Source organism: Allosphingosinicella vermicomposti (genome assembly GCF_003012815.1).
Classification (GTDB): Bacteria; Pseudomonadota; Alphaproteobacteria; order Sphingomonadales; family Sphingomonadaceae; genus Allosphingosinicella; species Allosphingosinicella vermicomposti.
The window spans coordinates 152,849-171,636 of sequence record NZ_PXYJ01000002.1 but is presented as its reverse complement, the minus strand read 5'-3'; the positions used below and the strand labels follow the sequence as shown (position 1 = coordinate 171,636).

Sequence of the window (18,788 nt, the reverse complement as noted above, 5' to 3'; positions counted from 1 at the left end):
ATGAAACCGCCTCTCGCTTTCCGCAGCCCGGTCGCGCGCGCCATTGTCATGACAGCAGGCGTCGCGGCGCTCACCTTTTCATCGCGGGTTGAAATTCCGGTCGAGCCTGTTCCATTCACGCTGCAGACACTGGCCGTGCTCCTCACCGGCGCCTTGCTCGGCTGGCGCCTTGGTGCGCTGACCGTCCTCATCTGGCTCGCCCTTGGCGCCCTTGGGCTGCCAGTCTTTTCGGGCGGGGCAGGGGGCTGGCAGCGCTTCCTGGGGCCGACCGCTGGCTATCTGGCCGGGTTTCCGCTGGCCGCGCTTGCTATGGGCTGGCTGACGCAGCAGGGCTGGAACGGCCGCAAGCCGGTCCACGCTTTCGTGGCGGCGCTTATCGGCCACGCCATATGTCTGATCCCCGGCGCCTTGTGGCTGTCGACCAGCGTGGGGCGCCATGCGGCGATACAGGACGGGCTACTGCCCTTCCTACCGGGCGCGATCCTGAAGTCGCTGGCGGTCGCCGTGATCCTAATGATAGTGACCCGTCGCCGCTAGAGGATCAGCGCGCGACCACCTCACCCTCGACCACCATCGTCGCGGGGTGATTTTTGTCGAGCCACTTTTTCAAAATCCGCAGATTCCGCGTATTCGAGCGGAAGGCGAAGTCGAAGATGTCGCCGACCAGCGGGATCGCGCCGATCAATGTATCGACGCCGACATTGCCCGCCATCCGCGCCAGATGCCATTTGGACATGCCGAGATTGCGAGCTTCCCAGACGAGCCAGGCGCCCATCGATGCGGTGATGATGTCCCCGACCACCGGCACGAGGCCGACGATGGAATCGAGACCGACGGGCCGATTGATGCCGGGCACGACGAACATCCGTTCCAGCACGCCTTCAACCGCCTCCAGCCGACGCCGGACGGAAAGGGGGTCGCGCCCGACGGGGAGCTGGCTTGCGATCCTGTCGAAATCGTCCTGTGTAGGCATTGTGGCTCCAGTTAGCGGTCGATGAGTTCACTCAACGGGTGACGCGCGAACGCATTGGGGCGGAAACCGTTCAGTCGCTGCGAGACGAGCGACCAGCGGATGGGCGATCCCAAGGGCAGGTAGAAAGCCGCGTCGGTCAATTGCCGGTCGGCATTGGCCAAGAGCGTAGAGCGCTCCGCAATATTCGGCGTGGCGCGGGCGTCGGCCAGAATTGTATCGACCGCGCCGTCGCAGACCGGGCTGATCTCACAGGAAAAGCGGCGCAGATACCAGGTGGCGAGCGTTGCGGGGGCGATGGCATCGATAAGGCGAAGATCGGCCGGTGCGTCGGGGGCGACGGCGATGGTTTCGACACCGATGGCGCGCCAATCCCGGCTGAGATGGGCGAGGATCAGGCGATAGCCGGGGCCCTGTGGCACGGCTACGCGCACCCGTAGCCGCGCCCCACTGTCCAACCCCGCAAGCGATTGACGGGCGAACGTCCGCCGCTGTTCGATCGGCGCGCCAGCCCAGGCCGGAGAGGCCGGCTGGGGAAGTTCGTCAATCCCGTCCGGAACGAGGGTCGCGCGGGGCCGGAATTCCGGGACTTGCAGGCGGGTGGCGAGGCTGCCGCGGTCGATCGCCATGGACAAGGCTTGGCGCGCGGCGGGGCTGGACCAGGGGCCTTCCAGCCGTTCGAAGGCGAGGCCGAAGAGGCCGTTGGCGGGATCGAAGCGCTGCGTGCCCGTCGCCACCCGGGCGACGCGAAGCAAGGGGAGATCGCCCATCGTGCCGCCGGTGACGAAATCGGAATCCTGGGCGGCGAACCGGGCGATGGCGACGCCCGCCTTTTCGCCGCGCAGCTGGACGGGGTGGAGGGCATTGTCCTGCTCTTCCTCATCCAGGCCATCCGGTTGACGCAGGAGGACGAGGCCGCCCTGCATGTCGGCGCGATAGGGGCCGGTGCCCTGGTTCGCGCGAAGGACCGCCATTTCGGGCTGGGCGAGGAGTTGCAGGATCGCGGGGCGCGGCGCCTTCAGACTGATTTCCAGAACATCGTCCGTCATCGCCACGATTTCGTCGATGGCGCCGAGGAGGTTCTTCAATGGGTTGCGGCTCGCCCGGCTGCTTGCGGCGCGCAGACGCTGGACAACCTGCTCTGCGGTGACCCGGCTGCCATCTTCCCACGTTACGCGGGCGAGGCGGAAGGTGTAGCGCAGGCCATCGTCGGACACGATCCAGCTTTGCGCGAGGCCGGGCTCCAGCTGGCCCGCCGCGTCGAAGCGGACCAGACCCTGCGCGGCGTTTTCGAGGAGCAGCGCCGATGGTGTGTCGAGCGAGCGAAGATTGGGGTTGAGCCGTTCGGGCGCGCCGCCAATCGCGCTGGCGATGATCGGGCCGCTTTCCTGTTCTCCGCAGGAGGCGAGGAGAAAAAGGGCCGCGCAGCTGGCAAAGATCGCGCGCGCGCCCATCACGCCGCCTGCAATTGCCGAAGCGCGGCGGCGGGGCGGATCGACATGATCGGGATCGATCCGGCAAGACCGATGGCAAGCGTCAGCGCGCCGCCCACGCCGAGCGTCGAAGCGACAACGCCCCAATCGGGGGCCCAGCCGAATTCGAAAATCTGCACGACCACGACATAAGCGGCGGCAAGGCCGAGGCCCAGAGCGACGACGGCGAGAAGGGCGGCAAGCAGGGCATATTCGATGAGCTGCGCGGCGAGGATCTGCCCGCGCGTTGCACCCAGGGTCTTTAAAATCACGCTGTCATAGCTGCGCGCCTGGCGGGAGGCGGCGATGGCGCCGATCAGCACCGCAATGCCGGCAAGGATCGTGATCGATCCGGCGAGCGCGATGGCGACCGACATCTGATCGAGGATTGCCGATACCTGTCCGATCACTTCGCCGACATCGATGACGGAAATGGACGGGAAGGCGGCGAGAAGCGCGCGGGTGACGGCGCCCTGAGCGGCGCTTTCCATACTGATCGTGGCGGCGAAGGTGTGGGGCGCGCCCTGCAAGGCGCTGGGCGAAAGGACCAGCACGTAGTTGAGGCCCATCGAGTCCCAATTGACCTTACGGAGTGAGGCCACGCGGGCCGGGATTTCGCGGCCGAGCACGCTGACGGTCAGTGTATCGCCAACGCCGATGCCCAGCACCCCTGCCGCATATTCATCGAGCGAGACGAGGGGCGGCCCGGCATAGTCCCTGGCCCACCACGTTCCGGCGGTGAGATCGCTGTCTTCGGGTATCGTGTCGCTATAGGTGATGCCGCGCTCGCCGCGCAGGAACCAGGCGCCTTCCGGCAATTCCTGCAAGTCTGCGACGCGGGTGTTGCCATAAGCGGTGATCGTGCCGCGCAGATTGGGGACGAGGTTGACGTCCGCGTCGGGCGCGGCGGCCTTTACGGTGGAGGTGAAGCGGGCGCCTTCAGTCCCCGGAATGTCGAGGACGAACTGGTCGGGCGCCTGTTTCGGAACGGTGCGGGTGATTTCGCTGGTGATGCTCGTCTGGATCGCCGCCAAAGTGACGAAGAGGGTGAGGCCGAGGCCGAGCGCGATGACGAGCGCGACCGTTTGCGCGCCGGGGCGGTAGAGGCCCGTGATGGCAAGGCGGATGAGCGGGCGGCGCGCGCGGGGCAGGCGGGCGGCGATGCGGCGCACGGCCCAGCCGATGCCCATCAGGAGAAGCAGGGTGGCAGCCGTCGCGCCAAGCACGGAGGCGGAGAAGATCGGCTCCCGCGCGGTGAGCAAGGCGAGGGCGATAATGGCAAGCGTCGCGCCGCTGACGAGCAGCCATGTGCGCGTATCGAAGCGGCCGCGCCGGTCGACAACGGCCCGGAACAGGGCGGTGGCGGGGAGGGTGCGGGCGCGGGCCAGGGGCGGCAGGGTGAAGATGAAGGCGATGAGCAGGCCGTAGGCGGCGCTGGTGGCCAGCGGCAACGGGTAGACGGACGCGCCCGGCTGCACGGGCAAAGCGTCGCCGAAGAGGGCGATGAGCGCGATCGGAATGATGCTGCCGACGATCAGGCCGCAGATGATGGCCAGAACGGCCGCCGCGCCGATCTGCATCATGTAGATGCGCGATATATCGCCGGACGTGGCGCCGAGTACCTTCAAGGTCGCGATGCCGCCCCGCTTCAAAGCGAGATAGGAGGCGACGCCATTGCTGACGCCGATGCCGGCGATGATGAGCGCGGTGAGGCCGATGAGCGAGAGGAATTGGCCCATGCGGCCGATGAAGCGGCTGGCGCCCGGCGCGGCGCGATCGCGGTCGCGGATTTCGAGGCCCGCGGTTGCGAATTGTTTCTCGATCCGTTCGGACGCGGCCTTTACGTCCGCGCCGGGGGCGAGCTTCAGGCGGTATTTGCTTTCGTAAAGGGCGCCGGGCTGGAGGAGGCCGGTGCGGCGAAGGCCGTCCAGCGACACGATGGCGACGGGGCCGAGGGTGAAGCCTTCGCCGACGCGGTCGGGTTCCTTCGCGATGATGTCGCGGACGCGGAAGGAGGCTTCGCCATAGCGGAGCGTCGCGCCGGGTGCGACGGACAGGCGATCGGCCAGCGCGCGATCGATGAGGATGTCGGTGGGGGGGAGCGGGGCGTAGCTGCCGCCTGCGAGGGTGAGGCTGCCGTAGAGCGGATAGGGGGCGTCGACGCCCTTCAATTCGGTGAGGATTGCGGCGGGGCCGTTACCTGCCCCTTCCGCGCTGACCATTGCGCGGGTGCGGATGGTTTCGCTGAGCGTGCCTTCGCGGGTGAAAGCGGCTTTTTCCTCTGCCGATGCCTCGCGCTGGCTGACGGTGATTTCGACGTCGCCGCCGAGGATATCCTGGCCCTGCGCGTTGATTTCCGACGTGATGGCGGTGGTGAGGCTGCCGATGGCCGCGAGCGTCGCGACGCCGAGGAACAGGCAGATGAAGAGGAGGCGCAGGCCCTTCAAGCGCGCTTGAAGGTCGCGCCGCGCGATCTTCCACGATGCGGACCAGCCGAGCGCCATCAGCCGGCCGCCGCCAAGGTGCGGCGATCCGCGACGATCGCGCCGTCGCGCATCTCGATGATGCGGTCGCAGCGATCGGCTAAGGCAGGGTCGTGGGTGATGATGATGAGGGTGGCGCCGTTCGAGGCCTTGCGCGCGAAAATCAGGTCGACGATGGCGTGGCTTGTCGTTTCGTCGAGATTGCCGGTGGGCTCGTCTGCGAAGATGATGTCGGGGCCGGGCGCCATGGCGCGGGCGATGGCCACGCGTTGCTGCTCGCCGCCCGAGAGCTGCGAGGGGTAGTGGGTGAGGCGGTGGGCAAGGCCGACGGCGGTGAGTTCTTCTTGCGCCTTCGTAAAGGCCACATTCGATCCGGCGAGTTCCAGCGGCACCGCGACATTTTCGAGCGCGGTCATCGTGGGGAGGAGGTGGAAGGATTGGAGGACGATGCCGATCCGGCCCCGGCGGGCGCGGGCCAGCGCATCTTCGTCAAGCGGGGTGTAATCGACGCCCGCGACGCTGACGCTGCCGCCGCTCGCCCGCTCGATACCGGACAGGATCGCCATGAGCGACGATTTGCCGGAACCCGACGGCCCGAGGATCGCGACGCTCTCGCCGCGCGCGATGTCGAGGTCGATCCCCTTCAGGATGCTCGTCATCGCATCCTTCGATCCAAGGGAAAGGGTGACATTGCGCGCCCGAATGGCAATATCAGCGCTCATCGTTCCGTGCATCAAAGAGGGCTTTCCCGTGTATGGCAGTTTCCGTCTTTATGGGGCCTTGCTCCTGATTGTCCAACTGGTCGCGGGTTGTTCGGAGGCGGAAACTCCGGGAAATGAGAATAAGGCGGTTGCTCCCGCCGCTGCCAAGGGGCCCGAAGCTGGTGACAAGATCGTCCTCGCCTTTGGCGACAGCCTGTATGCGGGCTACGGCGTTCAGCAGAATGAGAGTTTCCCGTTCGAGCTTGAGCGGGCGCTCGAAGCGCGGGGGATTCCCGCTTATGTGCATAATGCGGGTGTGTCGGGCGACACGAGCTCGGCTGGCCTCCAGCGGCTGACCTTTACGCTCGACGGGCTTCCGCGCAAGCCCGACCTCGTGGTTGTCGGCCTGGGCGGCAACGACATGCTGCGCGGCCTTGATCCCGCCGCCACGCGCAAGAATTTGGATGCCATCCTGAGCACCCTCAAAGAGCGCGATATCGACGTGATGCTGACTGGAATGGTCGCGGCGCCCAATATGGGCCAAGCCTATGCGGAGAGCTTTAATCCGATCTACCCGGAATTGGCGCGCGAATATGATGCCGCGCTTTACCCATTCTTCCTGGATGGCGTGATCACGGATCGAAACCTGATGCTACCGGACAGGATCCACCCCAATCCGGCGGGCATCGACAAGATCGTGGAAAAGGTGGCGCCGGTCGTCGCAAAGGCTTTGGAGGACTGAGCGAGGGCGGGGTAGCCTGCCTTGGATCCGGCGCTACTGGATTGCCGCGCTTCGCTCGCAATGACGAACGGTGGTGCGGACGGCGGGACTCGAACCCGCACGCCCCGAAGGACAAGAGATTTTAAGGCGGAACAGATGGTGTACGCTCTACCTCCCGTTACACCCGCTCTTATACGCTAAAGCACTGACATAGCTGGGATTATTGCCTCGCTCCTGTTACGCCGAAGCGCACAAGAGCTACGACCAAATTCGATCTTGGGCCGGAGCTTATTTGGCACCCAGATCAGAGGCGGTCAGGAGGTTCTTTTGTGGCAACCAAGAAGCTGACCAAGGCAGTCATACAGCAAGCGCGATCTGAAGCCGTGGCCTACGAAATCCGCGACACGGTCATTTCCGGACTTATTCTTAAGGTCAATCCCTCCGGCCGAAAAGTCTTCATGATCGACTATCGTGACAATGCCGGACAGCGGCGAAAACCGGTGATTGGCCGATTTGGCGATCTCACGGTGAGCCAAGCTCGCGACCTTGCCTGCACTTGGATGCATCAAGTGCGACACGGTGAAGACCCCACAGACAAGCGGCGGGAAGAGCGCAAGGCGGCCACGATCAGGGAGTTGTGCAACCGGTTCATCGAGGAATATTCCATCCCGAAGAACACAGCAAAGACGGTTCGCCAGAACCGGCAGTTGATCAAGCGTCATGTCCTTCCGGCGATCGGACGCACGAAAGTGCATGCGGTAAAGCGGGCGGACATAGCGGACCTCGTCGCCCGGATGCGCCATACCCCGACGACCGCAAATCGGGTGCTGTGCTGCCTTCGCAAGATATTCAATCTGGCCGAGGTGTGGGGATATCGGCCTGACTACAGCAACCCTTGTCGCCACATCCCGAGCTATCCTGAGGGCGGTGAAACCCGCTTCATCACCGATGCCGAGCTCATCCGCATCTTCGCCTATATTGAGAAGGCGGAAGAAGAGGGACTCGAGCACTGGGCCTACACGTTAGCGGTCCGACTCCAATTCGCGTTTGCGGCTCGAATGGGCGAAATCCTGACGCTGCAATGGGATTGGATCGATTTCACCAATAGACGCGTGGTTTGGCCGAACAGTAAGACAGGATCGATTTCCAAGCCGCTCAGCGAAGAGGCGGCGCTTCTTCTGTCGCAAGCTCCCTGCCTCGACGATCTGGCTGGAAAACCATCGCCGTTCGTTTGTCCCTCCCTACGGGATCCCAGCCGGCCAATGCCCGATGGCAGCTATGCTAAAGCTTGGTCACGCATCTTGAAGCGAGCCAAGGTTCCCCATGTCGGAACCCATGGTATTCGGCATCGGGCAGCAACCGACATCGCGAACTCCGGAGTCCCGATAAAGGTGGGCATGCAACTGACAGCGCACAAAACGGTGTCTCAGTTCATGCGATATGTGCATGCTGAAGATCACATCGTGCACGCGGCAGCTGAACATGTCGCTGCGCGGCGTAGTCGTCTGCTGAGGACCTTTCATAGGCCGCACTGCGACGAAGAAAGAAGATATCCTCATCAGATGCGTATGCATGCTCTCCTACCGCCAAGCGGTTGAGGAGTTCTTCAGTGAATGGCGACTGCGGGCGGCTGCGCCGGCTAGGTGCTCGGCGTGACGGTAATTGCTGCCGGTCATTGTTGCGAGGCGACGTCCGATCAGGTGCGCTAGTTGCCCCAGAAGCGATCCTACTCAGTTTCGGCGGAATGCAATGGTCGCGATTGGCCAGGTAATTACTAATGCCTTGACCTTCCAGTTAGTGGAAGCACCATTACATCGTCATCTGAAAACGAATCGGACAGACGACATGACAAACAAACACTGCTGCCACAGCCGTACGGAAGGTCACGAGCAGACTTCGACGGGCGCGACGAAGACGGTCATAGATCCTGTTTGCGGGATGTCCGTTGATCCGGAAACGACAGCTCATCACGCGACGTACGAAGGCGAGCAATATCATTTCTGCTCCGCAAAGTGCCGGGAACGCTTCCTGGCTCGTCCCGAGATTTTCCTGAGTAAGGGCGCTAAGACTGCAGAACCTGCACAAGCCGACGTCATTTACACCTGTCCGATGCATCCGGAGGTCGAACAGATTGGGCCTGGCACTTGCCCGATCTGCGGCATGGCGCTTGAGCCTAAAGGAATAGCGATCAGCGAGGGGCCTTCCGAAGAGTATCTCGACATGCGGCGGCGCTTCGTAGCGTCCGCCTTGCTTTCTGCTCCCCTCGCCATTTTGGTCATGCTGAGGCACTTCTGGCCTGCCACGGTGGAGCATCTGGGCGGCCGTACGCTCGACTGGATAGAGCTCGCGATGGCTACGCCCGTAGTGCTTTGGGGCGGGTGGCCCTTCTTCATTCGTGGTTGGCAGAGCGTTGTGCGGCGGCGGTTCAATATGTTCACGCTCATCGCTCTGGGGACGGGCGTCGCGTGGGTATATTCTGTCGTTGGCGCTGTTGCCCCTCAAATCTTTCCTGCCTCGTTCCGAACGATGCACGGCGGTGTTGGCCTTTATTTCGAAGCCGCGGCGGTTATCGTCACGCTGGTCCTATTGGGCCAGGTGCTGGAGCTTCGAGCGCGTGAACAGACCGGCTCGGCAATCCGCGCACTCCTCGACCTCGCGCCCAAAACAGCACACCTCGTCGAGAATGGTCGTGAACGCACGGTTCCGCTGGACCTTGTTCGAACTGGCGACCAACTCCGTGTGAAACCCGGAGAGGCTGTTCCCGTCGATGGTGTAGTGCTGGAAGGGCAATCGGCTGTGGACGAGTCCATGCTCACCGGCGAATCTGTTCCGGTTTCCAAGGAGGCTGGCTCAGCCGTGACGGGCGGCTCCATAAACGGCGACGGTGCCTTCGTCATGACAGCAGAGAGGGTCGGTGCCGAGACAATGCTTTCGCGCATCGTTCAGATGGTTGCGGAGGCACAGAGGAGCCAAGCGCCGATCCAAAAGAAGGTGGACCAAGTTTCTGCGTGGTTCGTGCCGGCCGTAATGTTCGTCGCCGTGCTCGCATTTGCCGTCTGGTCGTTCGCGGCACCTGCCCCAAGCGTACCGTTCGCCTTGGTAGCGGCGGTCTCCGTCCTCATCATCGCCTGCCCATGTGCGCTCGGCCTTGCAACGCCGATGTCGATCATGGTGGGCGTGGGCAAAGGCGCCCAGGCTGGCGTGCTCATCAAGAATGCTGAAGCGCTGGAGCGCTTCGCTGCCGTCGACACGCTGGTAGTCGACAAGACCGGCACCTTGACCGAGGGCAAACCCGCGTTGGTCGCTGTCGAACCAGTAGCGGGCCATACAGCTAACGAGATCCTCCTTGCTGCCGCCTCTCTCGAGCAGTCGAGCGCGCACCCGCTCGCCCATGCCTTGGTTACAGGAGCGGAGGAGCGTGGACTCGCTCTCCAGGCCGTGGCCGACTTCGCTTCCGTATCTGGGAAGGGCATTGTCGGCACCGTTTCCGGTAAACGCGTTGCCGTCGGCAATGCCGCAATGATGGAAGTAGAAGGTGCACAACAGTCGGGGCTTAGCGATGCAGCCGGACGCTACCGGGACGAGGGTGCCACAGTCATGTTTGTGGCAGTAGGCGGCACGCTGGCGGGCCTGGTTGCGGTCGCCGATCCGATCAAGCCGACTACCGCCAAAGCTATCGAGCAGTTGCATGCGGAAGGCTTGCGGCTGATCATGCTCACGGGCGACAACAGACGCACTGCCGAAGCCGTTGCTCGGCGCCTCGGCATCGATGAAGTGATCGCCGATGTCCTTCCGGAGGGAAAAGACACGGCCATCGAGCGCCTCAAACAGCAAGGGCGAGTAGTAGCTATGGCAGGCGACGGCGTGAACGACGCGCCGGCGCTCGCCCGGGCCGATATTGGAATTGCAATGGGGCCCGGCGCCGATGTGGCCGTGGAAAGCGCCGGCGTTACCTTGGTCAAAGGTGATCTGATGGGGCTTGTTCGGGCACGGCGGCTTTCCGACGCGGTCACCAGTAACATCCGGCAGAACCTTTGGTTCGCCTTCGGCTACAACGCTCTTGGGGTACCGATCGCGGCTGGCGTGCTTTATCCAGTCACCGGGCTGCTGCTCAGTCCGATGCTTGCCGCTCTGGCGATGAGCCTGTCCTCTGTGTCGGTTATTGCCAACGCGCTTCGCTTACGTGCGCTGCATTTGGAGGCGAGCGTGTGAACATCGGCAGAGCATCCGAGCGAGCTAAGCTGCCTGCGAAGACGATCCGATTTTACGAGGATATCGGTCTCATACAGCCCGCACGTCTCTCTAATGGCTACCGCGACTATAGCGAAAGGGATGTCCACGACCTTCGCTTCATAGGAAGGGCACGGAGCCTCGGCTTTACTGTCGACGAATGCCGGCATCTTCTAGAGTTGTATCGCGACAGGAGCCGCGCGAGTTCGGACGTTCGTCAAGCGGCCGCCGCGCACATCAATGTGATCCGGACGAAGATCAAAGAGCTGCGATCCATGGAAAAGACGCTCGCTTCGTTAATCGACCAGTGCGCGGGTGACAGCCGTCCCGACTGCCCCATCCTGGCGGAGCTTGCTGCCGGAAAGTCCGCCAGTTAGCTTCTGCGCGGCCGCGGTTCCCCCATTACGCGTTGAACTTCAAAGAGGCAGGTTTTCGGGTAGAGCGAAACGGCCGGCGAGTACCGCCTCCTGGCTCCACACAAGGTCGGTCGCGAAATAGCGGTCGTGCTCGTAAAAGGGCACGGCGGCCCGGATGGTTGCTTTTGCTCCCTCCAGAACTGGTGAGGAAGTACCCGGCGCGTGGAAATCCACGCCCTGCGCCGCGGCCAGCAGTTCGACGCCGATCACACCAGCCGCGTTGCGCGCGATACGCCCGGCCTTGCGCGCGCCTGCGGTCGCCATGGAGACATGATCCTCCTGATTGGCGGAGGTTGGGATGGAATCGACGCTGGACGGGAAGGCCAATGTCTTGTTTTCGGACACGAGGGCGGCCGCCGTCACCTGCGCGATCATGAAGCCCGAATTGACGCCGCTATCCTCTACGAGGAAGGCCGGCAGCCCGCTCATCTTGGGATCGACGAGCACCGCCACGCGCCGCTCGCTGATCGACCCGACTTCGCAGAGCGCCATGGCGATCATGTCGGCGGCGAAGGCAACCGGCTGAGCATGGAAGTTGCCGCCCGAAATCGCCTCTTCGCCGAACAGCAAAGGATTGTCGGTTACCGCATTGGCCTCGATCTCCAGCGTCCGCGCGGCATTGCGCAGCAGGTCGAGCGAGGCGCCCATCACCTGCGGCTGGCAGCGGAAGCTGTAGGGATCCTGCACCTTGGCGCAGGCGGTATGCGATTGCCGGATCGTGCTGCCTTCCAGCAGGCTTTTCAGTATCGCCGCAACCGCGATCTGTCCCGGCTGCCCACGCACCTCGTGGATGCGCGGATCGAAAGCGGCGTCGGTCCCTTTCAGCGCATCGATCGACAGGGCGCCGCCAATCAACGCCGCCTCGAATACACGCTGCCCAGTGAACAAGGCGTCGAGCGCTATTGCTGTGGACGCCTGCGTGCCGTTGATGAGGGCGAGGCCTTCCTTGGGCCCAAGCTGGAGCGGCTCGACGCCGATCCTGGCAAGGGCCTCGCGCGCGGCAAGCCGCTCGCCCTTCAGCACGATCTCGCCTTCGCCCAGCATCGCCGCGCTCATATGGGCGAGCGGCGCAAGGTCGCCCGACGCACCGACCGATCCCTGGGCAGGGATAAGCGGCAGCGCATCGGCCTCCAGCAACTGCAGCAGCCGGTCCACCACGATCCGCCGCACGCCCGAATGACCGCGCGCAAGCCCGATCACCTTCAGCGCCAAAATGAGCCGCACGATGCGCGGCTCCAGCGCTTCGCCGAGCCCGCAACTGTGCGAGAGGATGAGATTGGTCTGAAGCTCGGCCAATTTGTCGTCGGGAATGCGCGTCTGGGCGAGCAGGCCGAAGCCGGTGTTCACGCCATAGACGGTGCGTCCCGACGCGACGATCTTCGCGATATTGTCAGCGGCCGCGTCGATGGCGGCATAGGCACGCTCGTCCAGGGCAACAGGCGCACCGCTCCAAATCGCGCGCAGCTCAGCAAGCGTGACGGAGCCGGGATGTAGGGTGATCATCCGCGTGCGCCGATCATCGGCAGGTCGAGGCCGCGTTCGCGCGCACAATTGATCGCGATGTCATAGCCCGCATCGGCGTGGCGCATGACGCCGGTGCCGGGGTCGTTCCACAGCACGCGCTTCAACCGCCGCGCCGCATCCTCCGTCCCATCCGCCACAATGACCATGCCGCTATGCTGCGAATAGCCCATGCCGACGCCGCCGCCATGGTGGAGCGACACCCAGGTCGCGCCCGACGCGGTGTTGAGGAGCGCATTGAGCAGAGGCCAGTCCGAAACCGCATCCGATCCGTCTTTCATCGCTTCGGTCTCGCGATTGGGCGAAGCGACCGAGCCGCTGTCGAGATGGTCGCGGCCGATGACGATCGGCGCCTTGAGTTCTCCGTTGGCCACCATTTCGTTGAAAGCGAGGCCGAGCTTGTCGCGAAGCCCCAAGCCCACCCAGCAGATGCGCGCCGGAAGCCCCTGGAAGGCGATGCGCTCCCGCGCCATGTCGAGCCAGCGGTGGAGGTGCGGATCGTCGGGGATCAGCTCCTTCACCTTTTGGTCGGTCTTGTAGATGTCCTCCGGATCACCCGACAGCGCCGCCCAGCGGAACGGGCCGATGCCCCGGCAGAAAAGCGGGCGGACATAGGCCGGAACGAAGCCGGGAAAATCGAAGGCATTTTCGACGCCCTCATCCTTCGCGACCTGGCGGATATTGTTGCCATAATCAAAGGTGGGCACGCCCATGCTCCGATAAGCGAGCATCGCCTCGACGTGGACGGCCATGGACTTGCGCGCCTCGCGCTCCACTGTCTTGGGATCGCGCTCGCGCATCTCCGCCCATTTCTTGACGGTCCAGCCAATGGGGAGATAGCCGTTCACCGGATCGTGCGCCGACGTCTGGTCGGTGAGCGCATCCGGGCGGATGCCACGCTTCACCATGTCGGGCAGGATTTCCGCCGCATTGCCGAGGACGCCGACGGAGATGGGCCGGTCAGTCTTGGCAATGATCTCCAGCGCCTCATCGATCGTGTCCGCGCGATAATCGAGATAACGGGTCTCAAGCCGTTTCTGGATCCGGCTTTCCTGGCATTCAATCGCGATGCAATGGGCACCGGCCATGACTGCGGCGAGCGGCTGCGCGCCGCCCATGCCGCCCAATCCTGCCGTCAGGATCCAGCGGCCACGTAAATCGCCCTCATAATGCTGCCGGCCCATCTCGACGAACGTCTCGTAGGTGCCCTGCACGATGCCCTGCGTGCCGATATAGATCCAGGATCCGGCCGTCATCTGGCCGTACATCATGAGACCCTTGCGATCGAGTTCGTTGAAATGGTCCCAGGTCGCCCAGTGCGGCACGAGATTCGAATTGGCGAGCAGTACGCGTGGCGCGTCCTTGTGAGTCGGGAAGACGCCGACCGGCTTCCCCGACTGGATCAGCAGGGTCTCGTCTTCATTCAGCCGCTTCAGCGTCTCGACGATCCGGTCGAAGCTCTCCCAGTCCCGCGCCGCGCGGCCAATCCCGCCATAGACGACCAGCTCCTCAGGGGCTTCGGCCACGCGCGGATCGAGATTGTTCATCAGCATCCGAAGCGGAGCTTCCGTCAGCCACGACTTGGCTGAGAGCTCCGATCCCTGAGGCGCCTGCACAATCCGGCGTACTGCGTTATCGTCGCTACGAGCCAATCGTCCCTCCAAACTTCGGGCTTCGCGCCCATGATCTCTGGCCTGAGACGCTTCCAGCAGCCGAAGTTGGCGACTTGGCGAAAGCGTCCATACCTGTATAGACAGGTGCCATATCCACGAGTCTAGGCGGTGGCAAGAGAACTCCATGCACGACGAAGAAACATTGCTCCTTACGAACTGCCACGTGGCTTCAATGGCCGGGGGCAGCGGCTATGGAGCGGTGCACGACGCAGCTCTTCTCATCGATAACGGGAAGATACGATGGCTGGGGACGCGGTCGGATGCACCACGAACAGGCGTCCGGCGAATTGATCTGGGCGGCCGCTGGGTGACCCCCGGCCTCATCGATTGTCATACGCATCTGGTATTCGGGGGCAACAGAGCTGGTGAATTCGAGCAGCGCCTGAAGGGTGCCAGCTATGAGCAAATTGCTCGAGCCGGCGGCGGTATCATGTCCACCGTCGCGGCCACTCGCGCGTCTACGGAAGAGGAGCTGATAAAGGGCGCAATTCCGAGACTGCGGAGCTTGGCAGCCAGCGGCGTCACCACCATCGAGATAAAGAGCGGATATGGCCTCGATCTCCAAAGCGAATTGAAGATGCTGAGGGCGGCTCGCGAACTGGAATCGAAAGTCCCGATGAATGTCGTCACCACGTTCCTCGGTCTGCATGCAGTTCCGCCGGAGTTTGCGAGCCGGCCCGATGACTACGTCGAAATAGTGATCAAGGCGGCTCTACCGGTTGTGGCGGAGGAGCGGCTCGCTTCGGCCGTAGACGCCTACTTGGAAACGATCGCCTTCTCCGAAGAGCAGGTTGAACGCTACTTTGCCGCGGCGACAGCCCTTGGCCTAAAACGGAAGCTTCATGCCGATCAGCTCGCATCAGGCAATGGCGCGCATCTCGCATCCCGAGCGAAAGCTCTTTCCGCCGATCACCTCGAATATCTTGATGAGGCCGGCGCCAAAGCCATGGCGAGCGCAGGCGTGGCAGCAGTGCTCCTGCCTGGCGCTTTTCTCACGCTACGGGAAACCAAGGTGCCGCCGGTAGATCTACTCCGGGCCGCGGGTGTCGACATGGCCGTTGCCACTGACTGCAATCCAGGCACTTCACCAATGACGTCAATGCTCTTGGCGATGAATTTAGGATGCACGTTGTTCGGCCTCACACCATTCGAGGCCCTCAAAGGCGCAACCATAAATGCGGCGAAAGCCCTAGGCCACGACGACGAGATTGGATCGATTGAACCGGGCAAGGCTGCGGATCTGGCGGTCTGGGATGTCGCAGGTCCGGCAGAACTATCCTATTGGCTGGGCCATTCGCCTCTCCACACCCGGTTTAAGGGTGGGGTTGAAGTTGGGCTAAGCCACCGTGAACGTATCGCTGAACTCGAACCTGGACGCAGGGTGGACCAATCGCGCGTAGCTCACGAGGCGAGAGTTTGACCAGGTCTGACGGATCAGCAGCAGCCCAGGTTCGCCTTCCTTCATTTCCAAGCGTTCACGCATACCTTCATCCGGCATGATCGCGCGCACGGTGTGATCAACACGTTCAAGTGGAGCCACCCGCATCAGGTATTCGTTTGGCGTAATCTCAGAGAAGTCCGTTTTGTCGTAGTCCGGCGCTGCTGCGGCTAAGACGTAACGATCCTCGACCTGAATCGGTAGGCCGGCCTCATAGTGAACAATGATCGAATGGAAGATCTTCGTTCCTACGGCAGCACCCATCAGCGCCGCGGTTTTGCGATCGGCCTTCTCGGACGTGTTTAGCTCAACCTTCGCGCGGTACTCATGCCCCCGGGATCTAATCTCGTCGGCGATATTCCGAATCTCAATTAAGTGTCCTTGCGGCGCCGGATCAGCCACGAACGACCCCACACCCGGCAACCGGATAATGACACCCTCGTTCTGAAGCTCTCGAAGAGCGCGGTTCGCCGTCATGCGTGAAACGGAGAACTCGCGCATGATCTCGGCTTCAGACTGAAGCCGATCGCCCGGCCTGAGTTGGCCTGTCTGGATGGCTCCCAGAACATGCTGCTTGATTGCGGCATATCTAGGTTCCGGCATGGACTCGTATGCCTCGCCCCTGCTCTTCCGCAGCGTCCGCTCCATTTTGTAGCACCCTCCCGGAGCGAATTGATCCGCCTGTTATGTATATACACCTCTAGCACAAACTAGGACAAAATCGAGTAGCGACATGCAGCTGCAGACGCACGGCATATGGTCTGCAGGCTTTCTCAGGAACTGTCTTCCGCCGACAATGTCCTCCTCCAACGACTGGGCGGTTCTCAGAGACTAATGCCTAGGCGAGGGGCGGCCCAGATCGTCAGCGAATACAGCAGGATCGTTAAGACGCAGCCAGCAATGAGCGATATCCAAAATCCGAACCCCTCTCGCAGCATCGCGGGGATGAGCAGGAACATGGGTAATGAAGGCAGCACGAACCAGAAAGTGGAGGCGGCGTGTAATGCCATGTTCTCGGCATCCGGACGATCGCGCCACAGCCAGATCATTCCCATAACCGATACCAATGGAAGTGACGCTATCAACCCGCCAAACCCGGGATACCGCTTGGCGACCTCGGAGATGGTAGCGATTAGAATGCCCGAGACAGCAGCTTTGGCGATGAGATACCACATAAGCACGCTTTTGGCGCGCTTCGGCGCACTCCTCAATGTCAAAGGATGCTAAGGCTCAGTCCTCCGGGGCGATCGTTACGCGCATCCCATCCAGAGTGCGGCCGAAACGAAGCTGACACGACAAGCGGCTCGTTGCAACGCGATGATCCGAGCTATCGAGCAGGTCATCCTCATCCCCGCTGAGAGACGGCAACTGAGAAGCCCACTCCGGATCCACGTGCACGTGGCAAGTTGCGCAGGAACAGCAGCCGCCGCAGAGCGCAAGCAGCTCGTCGATGCCGGCCTCTCTGATCACTTCCATCACACTCAGCCCGGCTTCGCCATCGATCTCCTGTTCGGTGCCATCGCGCGTGACAACAATGAGCTTCGGCATTCAAGTGGGTCCTTATAAAGGCAGATTGCGTGGAGCGGGGAGGAAAGGGGCTTGACGCCTACACGCGGTACCAAGCCCCGTTACAGGCCCGGAAAAGCCCGCATGGCGGAGAACCGGGCAAATTAATCTAGCGTGTCAGAACAACATCGTTCGGAGGGGTGCCCGCGTCACTCGAATTTTTCCTTGCCGAGGACCCAATTGAATTCACGCCGACGGAAGCTCTTGAAGAGCAGGTAGAACCCGGTGAACGACAGCCACAATGCGCCGAAGCCGACGAAGATGATCAGCGGGTGGTTGAAGCTTGTGCGGTTCACGTAATCCATGTTGTGAAGCATCCAGACGAAGTCCCAGGTCCGCCAGGTGTCGCCCCTGTTCACAAGAGGCTTGCCCGTAACTGCCGAGACGTAGCTGCTGCTGTTTTCCTCGTCCGCGAAATTCACCCTCCACATGGGGGCTGCGTGTTCGCGTGCTTCGAGGTTCGGCTTCTCCAAGCGTTCGATAGAGCGGACTGGAACCTCGTGATGGAACGCCGACCGGGCAATGTCTGCCGCTAGCTGTTCCTCGATGACGACAGGGGCACCGGTGCGGGCGTCCGCTAGACGCAGTCCGCGCTCGTCCTTGATCTCAAAGACAGGGCCGGAAACCAAGTTTCGGAGCGTGATAGCTTCGACTTTGCCGAACGTGGCGGGCGTCTTGATATCCGGAGACCAGCCAGAAGAGGCTGTCGGAGGTGGGGCTGCGCTATGGCCACCAACCTTCTCCATATCAAGAAGGGCCATCACAGCGCCGCTAACTGTCCAAAGCACAAACTGGAGTCCAAGAATCAGGCCGACCCACTTGTGAATGCGACGGAAGAGGAGAGGCGAGAGGCGGACTGGTTTCCGCTTTCGAGGCGCGATGGTGTCCATCTTCATGCTTTCTTCCTCTTCTTCCGGGGGAAGGACCAGAGCAGCAACCATGCTCCACTCAGAGCCATGATAACGGCGCTCCAAGTCGCGACCCGCAGAAGCGGATTGTTTACGTTACTGCGCTCATCATAGTCCATGATGTGCAGCATCCAGGCGAAGTCGAAGACCCGCCACAGTGCATGGCGCCGGGAGATGAGTTCGCCTGTGGTTGGTGAGATATAGAGGGTGGGCCGGTTCCATCCTTCGAACTCAATCTGCCAGAAGGGGGGCTTGGCCGATTGCATCTCAAGCGGCGGTTCCATGAGGAGCTTGGAAGAGACGATCGTCGGATTGCCAGTGTAGACCGATCGCGCCGATGCCTCAGCTTGGGCCTGGGTCAGGGTAGGAAGCTTTTGGCCAGACTGCCCATCAACGAGGTAGCGGCCTTCGGTCGTTTGAACCCGCCAGACGGGCCGATCAAGCCAATGCTGCAGGCGCAGCTCCTGAGTCTGCGGATGGGCGGCGACGACTTGCTCCGCAGGAACAAGCCGCGCCAGATCGAAGCCCCGAGCCTCCGGCGCTTTCACGAGGTGATCGCCGTGAATGTAGTCGATGTGGACCGAGACCATGTAGAAGCCGGTGATGGTCCACAGGACGACTTGGATGCCGACGAATAACGCCAGCCACTTGTGAACTCGGCGAACCAGAAGCGGCCAGCGTATCGTCAT

Annotated in this window: 17 protein-coding genes; 6 read left to right on the top strand and 11 right to left on the bottom strand. The window is 62.5% G+C overall.

From position 1 onward, the window contains the following. The gene (locus tag C7I56_RS06745; RefSeq protein ID WP_199792349.1) at positions 1-537 is read left to right on the top strand and encodes a biotin transporter BioY; all 537 of its coding nucleotides are present in this window, start codon (positions 1-3) and stop codon (positions 535-537) included. A gap of 4 nt (positions 538-541) precedes the next feature. Here the strand turns inward: C7I56_RS06745 and C7I56_RS06740 are convergent, their stop codons facing one another. The 4 genes from C7I56_RS06740 to C7I56_RS06725 are packed head-to-tail and all read right to left on the bottom strand — an operon-like array spanning position 542 to position 5,659. Next, the gene (locus C7I56_RS06740) at positions 542-973 is read right to left on the bottom strand and encodes a DUF4112 domain-containing protein (RefSeq protein ID WP_106639805.1); all 432 of its coding nucleotides are present in this window, start codon (positions 971-973) and stop codon (positions 542-544) included. Between the two features lie 11 nt (positions 974-984). Then, the gene (locus tag C7I56_RS06735; protein ID WP_106639804.1) at positions 985-2,424 is read right to left on the bottom strand and encodes an ABC transporter substrate-binding protein; all 1,440 of its coding nucleotides are present in this window, start codon (positions 2,422-2,424) and stop codon (positions 985-987) included. Then, positions 2,424-4,949 carry an ABC transporter permease gene (locus tag C7I56_RS06730; protein ID WP_106639803.1) on the bottom strand — a complete coding sequence of 842 codons (2,526 nt, stop codon included), beginning with the start codon at positions 4,947-4,949 and terminating at the stop codon, positions 2,424-2,426. The genes C7I56_RS06735 and C7I56_RS06730 overlap by 1 nt, the downstream gene beginning before the upstream one ends. Further along, a complete protein-coding gene (locus C7I56_RS06725; protein WP_106639802.1) occupies positions 4,946-5,659 on the bottom strand; it encodes an ABC transporter ATP-binding protein in 714 nt (237 codons plus the stop codon). Before C7I56_RS06725 ends, C7I56_RS06730 begins: the two co-directional genes overlap by 4 nt. Between C7I56_RS06725 and C7I56_RS06720 the strand changes: the two genes are divergently transcribed. From C7I56_RS06720 to cueR, 4 genes are all read left to right on the top strand, one after another. Next, positions 5,628-6,368 (top strand): arylesterase, encoded by a 741-nt coding sequence (locus C7I56_RS06720; protein WP_106640183.1) that lies wholly within the window; start codon positions 5,628-5,630, stop codon positions 6,366-6,368. The genes C7I56_RS06725 and C7I56_RS06720 overlap by 32 nt on opposite strands. A gap of 308 nt (positions 6,369-6,676) precedes the next feature. Next, positions 6,677-7,945, top strand: coding sequence for a tyrosine-type recombinase/integrase (locus C7I56_RS06715; RefSeq protein ID WP_106639801.1), 1,269 nt, complete (start codon positions 6,677-6,679; stop codon positions 7,943-7,945). Positions 7,946-8,192: 247 nt separating this feature from the next. Continuing rightward, complete coding sequence (locus C7I56_RS06710) at positions 8,193-10,559, top strand: heavy metal translocating P-type ATPase (protein WP_106639800.1); 2,367 nt, start codon at positions 8,193-8,195, stop codon at positions 10,557-10,559. Next, a complete protein-coding gene (cueR, locus tag C7I56_RS06705; protein WP_106639799.1) occupies positions 10,556-10,954 on the top strand; it encodes a Cu(I)-responsive transcriptional regulator in 399 nt (132 codons plus the stop codon). The genes C7I56_RS06710 and cueR overlap by 4 nt, the downstream gene beginning before the upstream one ends. Positions 10,955-10,993: 39 nt before the next feature. On the opposite strand, the gene hutH is transcribed toward cueR, so the two are convergent. Continuing rightward, positions 10,994-12,496 carry a histidine ammonia-lyase gene (gene hutH, locus C7I56_RS06700; RefSeq protein ID WP_106639798.1) on the bottom strand — a complete coding sequence of 501 codons (1,503 nt, stop codon included), beginning with the start codon at positions 12,494-12,496 and terminating at the stop codon, positions 10,994-10,996. Then, the gene (gene hutU / locus C7I56_RS06695) at positions 12,493-14,130 is read right to left on the bottom strand and encodes a urocanate hydratase (RefSeq protein ID WP_425352384.1); all 1,638 of its coding nucleotides are present in this window, start codon (positions 14,128-14,130) and stop codon (positions 12,493-12,495) included. The genes hutH and hutU overlap by 4 nt, the downstream gene beginning before the upstream one ends. 181 nt (positions 14,131-14,311) lie before the next feature. Here hutU and hutI point away from each other — a divergent pair, with 181 nt between their 5' ends. Further along, on the top strand, positions 14,312-15,607 hold the full coding sequence (gene hutI, locus C7I56_RS06690; RefSeq protein WP_106639796.1) for an imidazolonepropionase: 1,296 nt from the start codon (positions 14,312-14,314) through the stop codon (positions 15,605-15,607). Here the strand turns inward: hutI and hutC are convergent. The 5 genes from hutC to C7I56_RS06665 all read right to left on the bottom strand — a co-directional run bounded on the left by hutC (position 15,524) and on the right by C7I56_RS06665 (position 18,788). Continuing rightward, positions 15,524-16,273 carry a histidine utilization transcriptional repressor HutC gene (gene hutC, locus C7I56_RS06685; protein ID WP_245409619.1) on the bottom strand — a complete coding sequence of 250 codons (750 nt, stop codon included), beginning with the start codon at positions 16,271-16,273 and terminating at the stop codon, positions 15,524-15,526. The genes hutI and hutC overlap by 84 nt on opposite strands. Before the next feature lie 176 nt (positions 16,274-16,449). Next, on the bottom strand, positions 16,450-16,800 hold the full coding sequence (locus C7I56_RS06680) for a DUF3147 family protein (RefSeq protein WP_106639795.1): 351 nt from the start codon (positions 16,798-16,800) through the stop codon (positions 16,450-16,452). A 55-nt stretch (positions 16,801-16,855) separates the two neighbouring features. Beyond that, the gene (locus C7I56_RS06675) at positions 16,856-17,173 is read right to left on the bottom strand and encodes a 2Fe-2S iron-sulfur cluster-binding protein (protein ID WP_106639794.1); all 318 of its coding nucleotides are present in this window, start codon (positions 17,171-17,173) and stop codon (positions 16,856-16,858) included. A gap of 167 nt (positions 17,174-17,340) precedes the next feature. Next, positions 17,341-18,087, bottom strand: coding sequence for a PepSY domain-containing protein (locus tag C7I56_RS06670; RefSeq protein WP_245409618.1), 747 nt, complete (start codon positions 18,085-18,087; stop codon positions 17,341-17,343). Next, complete coding sequence (locus C7I56_RS06665; protein WP_106639793.1) at positions 18,084-18,788, bottom strand: PepSY domain-containing protein; 705 nt, start codon at positions 18,786-18,788, stop codon at positions 18,084-18,086. Before C7I56_RS06665 ends, C7I56_RS06670 begins: the two co-directional genes overlap by 4 nt.

Coding starts and splice junctions, on each gene's coding strand:
- C7I56_RS06745 (WP_199792349.1), top strand. CDS start 1: ATGAAACCGCCTCTCGCTTTCCGCAGCCCGGTCGCGCGCGCCATTGTC.
- C7I56_RS06740 (WP_106639805.1), bottom strand. CDS start 973: ATGCCTACACAGGACGATTTCGACAGGATCGCAAGCCAGCTCCCCGTC.
- C7I56_RS06665 (WP_106639793.1), bottom strand. CDS start 18,788: ATGACGATACGCTGGCCGCTTCTGGTTCGCCGAGTTCACAAGTGGCTG.
- C7I56_RS06710 (WP_106639800.1), top strand. CDS start 8,193: ATGACAAACAAACACTGCTGCCACAGCCGTACGGAAGGTCACGAGCAG.
- C7I56_RS06675 (WP_106639794.1), bottom strand. CDS start 17,173: ATGCCGAAGCTCATTGTTGTCACGCGCGATGGCACCGAACAGGAGATC.
- C7I56_RS06670 (WP_245409618.1), bottom strand. CDS start 18,087: ATGAAGATGGACACCATCGCGCCTCGAAAGCGGAAACCAGTCCGCCTC.
- C7I56_RS06735 (WP_106639804.1), bottom strand. CDS start 2,424: ATGGGCGCGCGCGCGATCTTTGCCAGCTGCGCGGCCCTTTTTCTCCTC.
- C7I56_RS06680 (WP_106639795.1), bottom strand. CDS start 16,800: ATGTGGTATCTCATCGCCAAAGCTGCTGTCTCGGGCATTCTAATCGCT.
- hutI (WP_106639796.1), top strand. CDS start 14,312: ATGCACGACGAAGAAACATTGCTCCTTACGAACTGCCACGTGGCTTCA.
- C7I56_RS06725 (WP_106639802.1), bottom strand. CDS start 5,659: ATGCACGGAACGATGAGCGCTGATATTGCCATTCGGGCGCGCAATGTC.
- C7I56_RS06720 (WP_106640183.1), top strand. CDS start 5,628: ATGGCAATATCAGCGCTCATCGTTCCGTGCATCAAAGAGGGCTTTCCC.
- hutC (WP_245409619.1), bottom strand. CDS start 16,273: ATGGAGCGGACGCTGCGGAAGAGCAGGGGCGAGGCATACGAGTCCATG.
- hutH (WP_106639798.1), bottom strand. CDS start 12,496: ATGATCACCCTACATCCCGGCTCCGTCACGCTTGCTGAGCTGCGCGCG.